The 13,001-nt window shown below is 64.6% G+C and carries 10 protein-coding genes; 2 read left to right on the top strand and 8 right to left on the bottom strand.

The window, feature by feature from the left end:
* Positions 1–1,641 (bottom strand): acyl-CoA dehydrogenase family protein, encoded by a 1,641-nt coding sequence (locus F600_RS0118355; protein WP_018162104.1) that lies wholly within the window; start codon positions 1,639–1,641, stop codon positions 1–3.
* Complete coding sequence (locus F600_RS0118360) at positions 1,638–3,188, bottom strand: 4-hydroxyphenylacetate 3-hydroxylase family protein (protein WP_018162105.1); 1,551 nt, start codon at positions 3,186–3,188, stop codon at positions 1,638–1,640. The genes F600_RS0118355 and F600_RS0118360 overlap by 4 nt, the downstream gene beginning before the upstream one ends.
* Positions 3,189–3,275: 87 nt before the next feature.
* Between F600_RS0118360 and F600_RS0118365 the strand changes: the two genes are divergently transcribed.
* On the top strand, positions 3,276–3,908 hold the full coding sequence (locus tag F600_RS0118365) for a TetR/AcrR family transcriptional regulator (RefSeq protein WP_018162106.1): 633 nt from the start codon (positions 3,276–3,278) through the stop codon (positions 3,906–3,908).
* Here F600_RS0118365 and F600_RS32725 read toward each other — a convergent pair.
* The 6 genes from F600_RS32725 to F600_RS0118390 form a co-directional block, all read right to left on the bottom strand.
* Positions 3,792–4,217, bottom strand: a complete 426-nt coding sequence (locus tag F600_RS32725) for a DUF4158 domain-containing protein (RefSeq protein ID WP_081628913.1) — start codon at positions 4,215–4,217, stop codon at positions 3,792–3,794. The two genes, F600_RS0118365 and F600_RS32725, sit on opposite strands and share 117 nt — an antisense overlap.
* Before the next feature lie 426 nt (positions 4,218–4,643).
* Positions 4,644–5,948 carry a condensation domain-containing protein gene (locus tag F600_RS28905; RefSeq protein WP_018162107.1) on the bottom strand — a complete coding sequence of 435 codons (1,305 nt, stop codon included), beginning with the start codon at positions 5,946–5,948 and terminating at the stop codon, positions 4,644–4,646.
* A gap of 122 nt (positions 5,949–6,070) precedes the next feature.
* Positions 6,071–6,442 carry a VOC family protein gene (locus tag F600_RS0118375; RefSeq protein WP_018162108.1) on the bottom strand — a complete coding sequence of 124 codons (372 nt, stop codon included), beginning with the start codon at positions 6,440–6,442 and terminating at the stop codon, positions 6,071–6,073.
* A 35-nt stretch (positions 6,443–6,477) separates the two neighbouring features.
* The gene (locus tag F600_RS0118380; RefSeq protein ID WP_040632032.1) at positions 6,478–9,102 is read right to left on the bottom strand and encodes a PEP/pyruvate-binding domain-containing protein; all 2,625 of its coding nucleotides are present in this window, start codon (positions 9,100–9,102) and stop codon (positions 6,478–6,480) included.
* A gap of 46 nt (positions 9,103–9,148) precedes the next feature.
* A complete protein-coding gene (locus F600_RS0118385) occupies positions 9,149–10,540 on the bottom strand; it encodes a cytochrome P450 (protein ID WP_018162110.1) in 1,392 nt (463 codons plus the stop codon).
* A 95-nt stretch (positions 10,541–10,635) separates the two neighbouring features.
* Positions 10,636–11,826: a PucR family transcriptional regulator gene (locus tag F600_RS0118390; RefSeq protein ID WP_018162111.1), complete on the bottom strand. Its 1,191-nt coding sequence runs from the start codon at positions 11,824–11,826 to the stop codon at positions 10,636–10,638.
* Positions 11,827–11,913: 87 nt separating this feature from the next.
* Between F600_RS0118390 and F600_RS0118395 the strand changes: the two genes are divergently transcribed.
* Positions 11,914–12,990, top strand: coding sequence for a ferredoxin reductase (locus F600_RS0118395; protein ID WP_018162112.1), 1,077 nt, complete (start codon positions 11,914–11,916; stop codon positions 12,988–12,990).
* Positions 12,991–13,001 lie beyond the last annotated feature (11 nt).

Here is a 13,001-nt window from a genome sequence, read left to right on the forward strand (position 1 = left end):
CTATCCGAGTCGGGCGTAGTCGAGAACGCCAGCGGCGTCGACACCACGAGGCAGGGTGCCGAACGTGGGTGCCCAGTCCCCGCCGAGGCGCGACGCGCAGAACGCGTCGGCCACAGCGCCGGGGGCGTGGCGGATCAGTAACGAGCCCTGCAGAGCGAGCGCCATCGTGGCCACGAGCCGGCGCCCGGTGAGACGGTCGGGGGTGGTGGCGGCGAGTTCGAGGTCGGTGAGTGTCGCGTCGAGGCGTGGGTCGTTTCCGACGGCGAGGCGGACTTCGTCGAGATATGGTTCCAACGCCTTCGGTTCCTTGACCAGGACGCGTTGCACGTCGGTGACCATCATGTTCGAGGTGCCCTCCCAAATTGCGTTCAAGGGTGCTTCGCGGTAGTAGCGCGGCATGTGGTGTTCTTCGATGTAGCCGTTGCCGCCGAGGCATTCGAGTGCTTCGGCGACGACGACCGGGGCGCGTTTGCAGTTCCAGAACTTCGCGACCGGGGTCAGCAACCGGGACAGCAGTCGGTCGTCTTCGGTGTCGGAGTCCGCGGTTGCGGCCAACCGGAACCCGAGATGTGCCGCGCCCGCCCATTCCAACGCCAGATCCGCGAGGACGTCGGCCATCACCGGCAGTTCGACGAGCGGGGACCCGAACGCGCAGCGGACAGTTGCATGGTTCAGCGCTTGGGACAGTGCAGCGCGGATCAGCCCGGCGGAGCCGACGGCGAAGTCCAGACGGGTCAGATCGGCCGATTCCAGGATCGTGGAAATGCCGCGGCCTTCCTCGCCGACCAGAATCCCCCAGGTGTCGCGGTATTCGATTTCACTGGACGCGTTGTTGCGGTTGCCCAGCTTGTCCTTGAGTCGTTGCAATTGGAACGTGTTGGGGTGTCCGTCTGGGGTGAACCGCGGGACGAAGAAACACGACGGCCCCGCCTCGGTATGGGCGAGGGTGAAGAAGGCGTCGCTCATCGGGACCGAGAAGAACCATTTGTGCCCGGTCAGCAGGTACGCCTCGCCCGGTCCTCGCGAACCGGTCGCGGGAACAGCGGTGGTTTGGTTGGCGCGTAGGTCGGATCCGCCCTGTTTCTCGGTCATCGCGAACCCGATATGCGCTGAGGTCTTCAGTTGGACCGGCGCAAAGGTGGGGTCGTAATCCAGGGCGGCCGTCTTCTCCGCCCACACCTCGAGACCGGGTTGGGATTGCAGGATCGGCACGGCAGCGTAGGTCATCCCGGTCGGACACGCGGTGCCGCCGTCGACCTGGTTCCATAGATACGACAGCACTGCCCGCGCGGTGTGACCACCGGAGTGCGTCGTCGCCCAGGGCAGGGCGTGCACGCCGGCGCGGTAGGCGGTCCGCATCAGCTGGTGATAGGCGGGGTGGAAGTCAACGATGTCGAGACGGTGCCCGGTGCGGTCGACCGTGCGCAGCTCCGGCGGGTACCGGTGCGACAGACGTGCGGCCTGCTGCGTGTCGGCGCTCCACACTGTCGTGGCGAGGGCGCGGGCCCGGTCGGCTGCCCACCCGGCACCGTAATGATTGAGGGCGAAGGAGGCGACCCGATCGCCGTCGAAGGCGTCAATGTCGACGAGGTCGTTCACCTGGTTGTACACCCGGTGGGTCGCGTACGGCACTGTGGTCACAGACAGCTGCTCGCTGCCGCGGCGCTGGTGGTCTCGGCGGGGGGTGCGGTGAGCGCGGGTGGTTGACAGCCGGTGGCGCAGCATTTGCCGGGCTGACGCGAGGAGAGCGGCCGGTTGCCGGACACTCCGCGGTCGAGCAGGTTCTCCACCAGTTGGGTCTTCTCGGGAATCGGATAGTTGCGCCAGATTTCACGTTTCATCGCCTCCGGGGAACCGCCCCCGTGCAGGGAGATGATCGAATACCAGCCACCTTGGTAGGAGGCGGTGAGGTCTTCCACCATCCGGCTCACGGCGAGACGCTTACTTGTGGGAATGTCGCTACGTCCGCCGAGGACCGTGTCGAGCGCCGCCGCCGTTTCCGGGTTGTGGTCCTCGTCGGGGCCGGGCAGGGCGACGATGAGTCCGCCGGAGACGTAGTGCGCGACCCGGTGCATGTCGTAGATCTGGTTGGCCAGCAACAGTTTCCCGATGTTGGCGAACACCGCGTCGGGGATCACCGTGCCAGAGGGGTGTTCGGTGGCGTAGGTGGAGGCGGCGACCCCGCAGGCGTAGAACCCTTCGACCATGGTGATCAACTCGACCATCTGATCCCGGATATGGGAGTGCCGTGCCGGATCGAGGCCATTGGCGTCGATCATCAACGCCCCCGCACCGATGAGCAGATCCCCGAAACCAGCCCGAGCACCGATGCAGGAATGGCGGTGGTGGGTGGCGTAGGTGGTGGTCAAGAACCCGGCCGCCTCGGTCTCACCGGCCATGAACACGTGGTCCCAGGGGACGAAGACGTCGTCGAAGATGACCACCGCAGTGGATTGACCGTAGCGGGCGGAGAACGTGGCCGCCTTTTCGCCGGGTCGTCCGGCGGGGCGGGCGACGATGGTAATGCCGGGGGCGTCGATCGGCACCGCGCACGCCACGGCGAAGTCGGCGTCCTCGGGTGTCATGGTGCGGCATGGCATCACCAGGAACTCGTGCACGTACGGTGCGCCGGTGACGATGGCCTTGGTACCGCGGATCACGATCCCGTTCGGGCGGCGTTGCGTGATGTGGACGTACGCATCCGTGTTCGCCTGTTGTCCAGGCTTCTTGGCGCGATCACCCTTGGCGTCGGTCATCGCAACCCCCAGCGTGAGGTCCTGGGCCTGCACCCGTTCCAGATACGCCGCGAAGTGCTGGTGGTAGTCGGTGCCGTGTTCGGCATCAGCGGAGAAGGTCCCCTGATGCAAGGCGGTGAGCGCGTCGTGGCTCAAATACCTTTGCGCGCATCCGGATTCCTGGCACACCGACCGGACCGCCTCCAGCTTCGAGAGCAGATCGGCCGCTGTTTCGTCGATGTGGATCATCCGGTTCACCGTCTGCCCCGCAGCGTTGGTGGCGGTCATCATCTGCGCGTACTGCGGTTGCAGGGCGAGGTCGTAGGTCACCCCGATCGCCGCGATCCCCGGCGCGAGCGCAGGGCTGTCGGCGACGCTGTCCACCACCTGACCGTCGACGAACACTCGAGGCTTATAGGCGCGCAACGATTCGCGGTACTCGGCGGCAGACATCAACACAATAGTCTCCTAAACAGTGTTCAGTAGAATGAACAGTGATAGGAATGTAGCGTGTGTGGACCGATCAGGAAAGAGGGGCCGATGAATGATTCCGGGCGCGCCGAACGTCGCGAGACGGTGGCCGAGCACAAACGCACGATCATCCTTGACGCCGCCCGCGCCGTGTTCGAGGCCGAAGGGCTGCAGGGGGCGAGCATGCGGATGATCGCCAAGGCCGCCGGATACACCCCAGGCGCGATCTACGCGTACTTCCCGAGCAAGGAACATATCTACGCTGCCGCGCTGGGTGAATCCTTGGAGCGGCTCAAGGCTGCGACCGAAGCGGCCGTCGCCACCGGAACCCCGGCGCAGCGGTTCGTTGCCGCGGGCTTGGCGTTCTTCGATTTCTATGACACCAACCCCCGTGACCTGGACTTGGGGTTCTATCTGTTCCGCGGCGGTATCCATCCGCAAGGACTGTCCGTGGATCTCAACGCCGAGCTCAACACGAAGCTGCTCGCTACCCTGGAACCACTCCGCGTCGCCGTTCTCGATGACGGCGCGGGCGCCGATCGAGCCCGGGTCGTGACCGCCGATGTGCTCGCCCACGCATCCGGACTACTCCTGCTGGCCCACACCAAACGGCTCGCCTTGTTCGGTGGTGACGCACGCGCGATGATGCGTACCCACCTGTGCGAGCGTCTCGCCCGAGGCAACACCCCGGAATCCGGGTAACACTTCCCCCGATCGAGTTGCTGGATGAGCCTTCCAGGTCGAGTCGCCAACCGAAGAATGTGACTCGATGCCGAGCTGGGTCGCGATCTCATCGCGCACGGCCGAGGGGACATCCAGCGGATCGTCGAGGAAAGTGCCCAGGTAGCACACCGTCGTCAATTGCAGCTTGAATCCCACTCGGTTGGCCTCGCCCCGACGCTTGCCGATGAGCTTGCGGTCCTCGTCATCGAGGTTGAAGAACCGCTCCAACTCCTCAGCCGAGGGCTCCCCGCCGTAACAGCCGTATACCGCGATCTGCTTCGCGGTCAGAAACTCTTCTCATCGTCGCCCTCGGACATGCGCGGTCAACACACGCGGCATCCGTCATGAATCACGGCGCGCAGCCGATTCAAAAGCCGTTAGCGCCAGTTTCGCAAGATCGTTGGTCACGGGCCGAGTCCGGAATCGTTGTTTCGCTGGAAACTACGGATGGGCCTAAATAGGCCGATGGCCCCGACCGGAGTGTCCAGTCGAGGCCATCAGAGAATTTAGCTGTTGCCCATCAATCCCCTATGGGCCCGCTACTTCAATCGCGAAGGCGTGGAGCCTTCCGGAAAGCGTCAACCAATAGTCGAAAATTCGGATTCGCATTGCCTGCTCCATCTGATTCGTCGGCGGTCGCTGGACTGGTCTGAGTCCACTGTGCGACGTGCGTCCTGTGAATCCGCTGAAGGTGCCGCGGCTTTGCAGATCAGCTCACTCCGTCAACACCCGCTTATAGAGGTCAGTGAAGGCGGCAGCCGCCGCCGAGTCGAACTGCGCATGCCGGTACCGAACGGTCAGGAACATCGATCCGGCCACCGAAACCGCACCCACGCACGTTCCCAAGGGCATGTGGCCCGGCGGTGAGAACCACAACTCAGTGACTGAGCCGGCGTCACCGCCGAGCGACGGAGCCGCCGGCATTCGACCCAGATTCGACAGCACTGCGGTGTCGACGATTCGTTCCCCGACGACCGGCTTCTTCGCCGGTAAGTGTCGTTTCAGACCAGCAGGCAAGGCGTTGGGCAGCTCGAGCAGATCCACGATCAAGCCCTGCGTGCGGCTCGACTTGATCTTGGCAGTTCCCTCCGCCGCGGCCCGCGCCGCGGTGACCAGGTCGGTTTGTGCGTTCTCGTCGATCTGAACGGTTACGTATGACGCGAAGTTGCCGAGCACCTCGTACTGCCATTCAGCCGGACGTAGGTTCACTGGCATCATCAGCGCAATACGACCGTTCGGGTGGCCGTGCTCGCGGTTCCAGCGATTGATCGTGACCGCCAAGCCGCCGAGCAACAGGTCATTGACGGTGGCACCCTCGGGACGCTTGGCCATCACGGCCTTGCTGGTTGCCGGGTCGAGATGCAGCAGGGAAAAGCTGTACCCGCCGGCATCCGTTCCATTGACCGGTGCGACACGAGCCGGTTCTTTGACGCTGGTGAGCAGGTGTTCGGCGAGGGACTTCGCCCGAGTGATCCGGTCCAACAACGACTTGGCCCCAATGAGCGATCGCACCTTTCGAGCGACCAATGGGTCCAGTTCCGGAACGGGGTCCGGCTCCCCCGCGTACACCCGAATGATCGAATTCATCAGCCGGAAGGCGGACAGACCGTCTCCGGCACCGTGATGCAGGTTCAGCATCAGATAGTCGCCGCCCGGTGCATGGGCGACGACGACTTCGAAAGGCGCGTCCGTGCTGAGGTCGGGCGCATGGCTCTGCAGGGCGCTCCGTGCAGCCGCTACGGCTGCGTCGTCTGCGCACTCGACCGCCGTGACCGGGTCCGCGTCGGTGTCTTCCGGTACCAGCCAGTGATAGTGGACATCTGTCGGTCGCCACGGCGCGAGACGGGCGCGTGCCAGCGGGTGGGTTCGCATGGCTGCCCGGACGGCGGCCTTGACCCGGTTGGCATCCAGCGAGCCAGCGACTCGAATCTCCAAATGCACACTCCAGGGTTCGGCCTCGGTGCCGAAGTGCAAGTACAGCTCGTCAAGGGTGTCGAGGCGTGCTTCCCGCGTGCCCATGGTGGTCACAGATCCTCCCAAGTGTGGCCTGGGTTCGAGGCTTATCTCTTCATGTCATAGCGGTATAGACCGACGAGCGGCGTGGTTTCTCCGAATAGCGCCACCGGACCGCTGCGTCTGGCTCAGTGCTGAGTGACCGAAAGCGTGTTGCCGTCGGGATCGTGGAACCACGCAACCTGAGCGCCACTTGGTGCGGTCCAGACGCCGGCCTCGTCTTGCGCCATCCCGTCGAAGCGCAGGAACGAGATCCCGCGCTCGGTCAATTCCGCGATTACCGCGTGAACGTCGGCGACTTCCCAGCCGAGGACGGTGAACTGCTGTGGACGAAAGTCCGGCACCAGTGTCACCCGAACGGTGACAGCCCCGCTGCGGACCACGCACGCAAACGAATCGGAGTACGACAGGTCAAGGCCCAGCAGCCCCACGAAGAACTCTTGCGCACGTTCGAGGTTTGACGTCGGTACGAAGGCGGTGACGGACCCGTCGGCGAGCATGAACCTAGACTAAGCCCGCGGCCAGACAACGTGACTCAGCGACCGAAACGCACCAGACCGCTCGCACCGTCAACCGTGATCTCCTGGCCGGTTTCGATGCGTCGAGTCGCGTCCGCGGCTCCGACCACGGCCGGAATCCCGTACTCCCGCGCGACGACCGCACCGTGCGAGTTCGCGCCACCCATCTCCATGACGAGTCCGCCTGCGGTGAGAAACAGGGGCGTCCAACCCGGATCGGTTGACGGAGCCACCAGGATCTCCCCCGGTTCCAGGTAGGCCCCGACCGGGTCGAGCACGACACGCGCCCGGGCCGTGACCGTCCCGGCGGAGGCCGGTGTACCGATCAAGCCGTCGCCCGCAAGGGGTGCAGCCGCCACAGCTTCGGGCTCGGTTCCATCCGACAGCAACACTCGCGGCACATGCCGACGCTTAAGCTCGCGGGCGTATTCCTCCCGGCGTGCGGCGACCGCCGCCCGATGGTCCGCGCCGGCGAGCGCGGCGCGCACCTCGACAAGCTCGAGGAAGAACACGTCGTCCGCCTCCTCGAGCAGGTCACGTTCGGCGAGCGCGCGGCCCACGAGACCGAGCTGTTCACGTACATGCGCGAGCAGCAGGATGAGCAGGTCCTTGTGTTCTTCGCGCATTCCCGCGAGCTCGCGCACCCGTCCCAGTGCGAATCGAACGGCGCGTGCGCGCACCTTCGAGCGACTCTGCACCCGTGCGACGACGTCTGCCACCGCGGCCTCTGCCGCGGCCGCACCGCGGCTGAACAGCGCGTCCGGCTCGCGCTCGGGGTCGTCGAGGCGCAAATAGTTGGCGAGCACTCCGAGGACGTACGTCGGATCGTCGCGCCATCTCGGCATGCCGACGTCGATCTCGGCAATTGCCCGGTGGCCGTGCTCGCGGAGGAATGCGCGCAACTCCTCCTGCGCGATGGTCGGGAGTTCGCCACGCAGATATTTCGCGGCGAGTTCGGCAGGCTCCCCGTCGTGCAGGGCCCGCGCCGACTCTGGGTCTTCACGCAGTCGAGTAGCCAGGCGCCACAGTGTCAGGTCCATTTCCGTGGTGCTGTTGTGCGGCAGCGAACGCATCACCTCATGCCACTCGACGCCATCGAGGCCCGAGCCCACGAACTTGCGGGCAGCCGCGAATGCGAGGAAACCCGCGAAGGCGACCGGCCCGGTCCGGGGAAGAATCGGAAACGCACCGGAAAGGACTTCTTGCACATGGTCCAGGCGTTCCTGGGCCGTAGCGGAAGCCGGTATGACCAGGTGGGACCTCAGATCGCGCCCGATCTTCGCCACCTGAGCTCGCCCGGCCTCCGGCTTGGCCAGCGACTTCGCCACCAGAATCGGAACGCGGTACTTGACCATGGCCCGCGCAACTCCCCGAAGAAACGGCGCCACAGTTCCCTTTCCAATTGCGAATTCGGGTTCCGCACCAAGGTCCCGCAGGACAGCCGCCGACCGAGCCTCCATGACACCGAGCATTCGGATGGCCAGCGCCCGGCCGGGTCGGCTTCGTACCGCCGCGGTGATGTCGATGAAAGCGCGAGCGCCCGTGGGCAGGAATGCCGGCGGTCCGAGGAGCGGGTCCACGCCGGGAATGCCGAACACCTCTCGGGCCGGCGTTGCCGCGATCGCCCGGAAAGCCGACAGTCCCATCGGCGTGATGGGTCGCGTGAGTCCTTGTGCGAGGCTGCCGTTGAAGAACACGCGGGGACCGGGCCGAGTCGACACGGGCACCGGGTACAGCGTGGTGATCGGACGAGACTGCGTGAGCCACAGGCACCCATCGCCGTCAAGCGCCCACTCGATGTCCTGGGGTGCGCCGAAATGGGCCTCCACCTGGCGGCCGAGCAGCGCCAACTCACGTACGGTGACGTCGTCGAGCGCCGGCTCAGTGACACCCACTCCGGTCACCGTCTCTGTCCCGCCCCCGGGCAACGCTCGGACCACGACTTTCTTGTCGCCGAGCCGCCGGTCGACGATGTCACCTCCATCCGCGACCACGAAGTGATCCGGGTTGACGGCTCCCGAGACGACGGACTCCCCTAGCCCAGGGCTCGCGTCGATCACGCTGTACGTGCGCCGACCCGTCACCGGATCCGCAGTGAACAGCACCCCCGCGACCTTCGCATCGACCATCTGTTGCACGACAACTGCCAACCGCACGGCGGAATGGTCGATGCCAACGGTCTCGCGGTAGCTCACGGCCCGGTCGGTCCACAAAGATGACCAACAGCGACGCACGGCGTCGAGCACATTCTCAGCGCCAACGACATTGAGGAATGTGTCTTGTTGGCCCGCAAAGCTAGCGGTCGGCAGATCCTCGGCCGTGGCCGACGACCGCACTGCGACGGGTATGTCGTCGCCAAGTTCCGCGTAAGCCGAGCAAATCGCAAGCGCGACGTCCGCCGGAATCGCCGCTGCGAGCAGTGCAGTCCGGGCGGTGCCGGCGAGGTCGCCGCCGCCTGAACTGCCAATCACCTCGTCGAGCCCGCTGGCCACCTTCGAGTAGGCATCGGTGGTGACGGCGAATCCGCCCGGCACGTCGAAGCCCGCGCGCAGAAGCTCGCCGAGATTCGCCGCCTTGCCGCCGGCGAGAGGCAGAGCCGCCGCATCGAGACTGTCCAAGGCAACGACGAAACCGCTGTTCATCACCCAACGTTAAGCGTGTTGCCGAGAAAACTCAACACTCGATGAATTACGCGGACGGCTCCTTCTTCGTGACCGTGACCATCATTTTCGTGATGCCCCGAACGAAGTTGGACTGAATGAGCTCCGGCTCCGAAACCACCTTGATGTCCTCGAACCGCGGCAGCAACTCCTCCCAAAGGATCTGCAACTGCAGCTCAGCGAGCTTGTTTCCCATGCACTTATGCAGACCGGTGCCGAACGCCGTGTGGCTGCTTGCATTCTCCCGATCGACGATGAGTTCGTCGGGCCGCTCGAACTGACGCTCGTCGCGGTTGCCCGAGGGGTACCACATGACGAGCTGGTCGCCTTTACGAATGCGCTGTCCGTGTAGTTCCACGTCTTTGTTGGCAACCCGGCGCATGTACGCCAGCGGCGTCTGCCACCGGATGATCTCGGACACGAGGTTGGGGATCAACTCTGGATTGGCCTTGAGTTTCGCGAACTCCGCCGGGTTCTCATTCAGCGCCACCACCCCGCCGGACATGGAATTGCGGGTGGTGTCGTTGCCACCGACAACCAGCAGAACGAGATTGCCGAGAAACTCCATCGGGCGGTTGATCATGTCTTTGGTGCTCTTGTTCGAGAGCATCAGGCTGATCAGGTCGATTCCAGGGGCCTCACCGGCCTTGATGCGCGCAGCCTTGTCGTGCCAGAGGTTGACCGCCTCTTGGGACATCTCGACCGCGGCTTCGAAAATCTCGTCGATGTCGGAGTCGCCGCCCGTCGCGCCGGAATAACCCGACGCCAGGTCGGACAGCTCCGCGAGGTTGCGCCGATCTTCGTACGGCCAGTCCAGCAGGGTCGCGAGCATGCGCGAGGTCAGCTCTTTCGACACCTTGTCCACCCAGTCGAAGGGCTCACCGACCGGCAGGCTGTCGAGCACCTCCTGCGTGCGGACCCGGATCAGCTTTTCCATTTCTTTGAGGTTCTTGGGCGCCACCACGGTCTGCACGGACCGGCGCTGCACATTGTGCTCGGGAGGGTCCATCGCGATGAACATCTCGATATTCAGGCCATCCGGCATGCTGCCCAGCGTGATGTACGGTTCGGCCGAGTACGTGTTGTAGTCCTGGTCGATCTTGAGGATGTCCGCATATCGCGTTATCGACCAGAACGGACCGAAAACGCTCTTCGGCTGGAAATGCGCCGGCGCCTCATCCCGCAGACGTTTGAAGTAGGACTGCCACTGTCCCTGCCGGTACATGAATGGGTTGCTCATGTCGATGTCCGAGAGCTTGACGTCTGCGACGTCGGGGATTGGCGCTTCGGTGAAGACTGGCGGCCGGGAACTCTTGATCGCGGTTCGTTTCGCCTTGTTGTACAGCGACGCGGCGCGGACTTGCAACTGGATCGGGACGGTTGCCTGCACCTTGTTGACCACTGTGTCGAGCACGCTCATATATCCGCCTGCCTTGCCATGGCTTGAAGAAATGTCTGGATTGCATCTCCCGAATTCAATGTAGGAGTGCGGATTGCCAGTCGTCCCGAGATCGATCAAACCGCCGTTCCCAGCGCGATCGTGAGCTCCAGGATCTTCTGCGGATCGTCCAGTTGGTCCCCGAATACTTCGCGTAGCTGGTTAAGGCGGTAGCGGACTGTCTGCGGGTGGACGAACAGTTCAGCCGCGACCCGATCCCGCTGTCCGTGGTTGAGCAGCCACGATCGCAACGTTTCCTGGAGACGGTCCGCGGAGGCTTCCCGCACCTGAGTCAGGGGCGCCAGCGCCACCCGTCGGAGGTCAGCCAGCGCATCGTTATCCGCAGACAGCACAAGCTCAACAAGGTGCCGATCGGTGTCGATGGTGTGCTGCGGTTCTTCCCGCGTGAGGGCAAGACCCCGGAGTGCACGGAGATACGACGTGCGGACGCCGTCCCACGGTCGGACCGGGCCGACGACCGCGCCTCTCCCCTGCAATGTTCGCAGGAGCTGTTCGCGGCCACGGTCATGCGCGTCCGGAACCAGCAGCACCGCCAGATTCTGCTCCACATCGACGCCAGGCAGGTCCTCGGTCACCTGCAAGGTCGAGGGTTGCAGATGGGTCAGCGCTTGCCGAGCTCGTGCGACCGGAAGAAGCACTGCAGTGAGCGTCTCCGGCGGAGTCCAGGTCGCGTGCTCGATGGCAGCTGCGACCACCTCGACGGAATCTCCGGCCAGCAGATGCCGTGCCAATCGCTCGAGATACCGTTCGCGCACCATGCCGGTCTTGGCGAGTTCGTCCGCATGCCCACTCAGGCTTGCCGCGGACAACTTGTCGATAAAGGCGAAGACCAGGTCGGCGAAGCGGGCCATTTTGTCTGCAGACAAGCCATGATCGAAGGCGATCGCGGACATTTCGCGCCACGACGCCCGCGCACCGACGCGGTAAGCCGCCAGCAAGGCATCCATCGATCGCCCGGCACGCGCCTCACCACGACCGAGTTCGTACGCTCCTTGGACGGCCAAGGCCACCGGCTCGCTCGGATCGGCCTGGTCACGGAGGGCGGCCAGGCGCAGGAATCCGCCGATGGAGAACTCAACCGCACGTTCGATTGTCTTGCCCATGGGGCCGGCGAACGCGTCGGTGTAGGAAGGCACGTCGGCGGTCACTGCCGCGACGCAGTGCTCCGCGAGTGCTGGCAGTCGCTCCAGAAGCGCGGCAATGACTCCGGCGTCCAAGTCGAGCGCGCGAAAATCTGGGTCAGTCATCGTTTTATCCAAATCTGATAAATGTGACCTAGTCGTTCACTCCAATTCGACAAGACTTTGTATCCTCGCGCAAGCCATTGTTGAAATATGACCACAACGCTTGGACCGCTGCCGACAGATCGGCTCCGCCGGTGGGCGGCACGAATCGGTGAATCGATCGCCACGCCCCTGGTCCCCTCTGACTACCTCGACCTGATCGACCCGCTTCGAACCACAGCGAAGCTCCGCGGCCGGATCGTCGAAATCCGTCCCGAAACACGTGACGCGGTGACTGTCGTGATCACCCCAGGACGCAGCTGGAAGGGGCACATCCCCGGCCAGTACGTCCGGATCGGTGTCGACGTCGACGGCGTCCGCCTGTGGCGGACCTACAGCCTCACCAGCGAAACCACGACGCGCGACATCTCCATCACGGTGAAGGCGATCGACGGCGGCAAGGTCAGCAACTACCTCGTCCGCCGTGCAACGCCGGGAACGGTCGTGCAGCTCGAGCAGGCGACCGGCGACTTCACCCTCAACACGGGAACAGAGAAGGCGCTGTTCGTCACCGCCGGAAGTGGCATAACCCCCGTTATGGGAATGCTTCGGAACCACCTTGACCAGCTCGATGACGTCATCGTCGTCCACAGCTCACCCACCAAGTCCGACGCCATCTTCGGCGGCGAGCTCCGCATGCTCGCCCGCGCGCGTCACGGCAAGATCCGCCTGATCGAGCGGCACACCACTATCGACGGGCGGCTCACTCCGGAGGAACTCGAGGAACTGGTCCCCGACTACGCCGACCGTGAGACCTGGGCCTGTGGTCCGGGCGCGTTTCTCGACGCGCTCGAAGAACACTGGGACGACGCCAGCCGTCTCCACACTGAGCGATTCCGCACGAGCGTCGCAGTGACCGGCGACGGTGGCGCGGTCACATTCGCCCGATCCGGCAAGACCGTCGAGGCCGACGGCAGCCAGTCGCTGCTTGACGCGGGCGAAGAAGCCGGAGTCATCATGCCGTCCGGCTGCCGGATCGGCATCTGCCACGGATGCGTGGTGCCGCTACGCGAGGGAACCGTTCGGGACCTGCGCGACGGCCAGATCACCAGCGCCGCACCCGGCGATGGCGTCCTCATTCAAACCTGTATCAGCGCCGCCTCCGGGCCGTGCGACATCGAACTCTAAGGACCACGAAC

Source organism: Smaragdicoccus niigatensis DSM 44881 = NBRC 103563, from assembly GCF_000380645.1.
GTDB lineage: Bacteria > Actinomycetota > Actinomycetes > Mycobacteriales > Mycobacteriaceae > Smaragdicoccus > Smaragdicoccus niigatensis.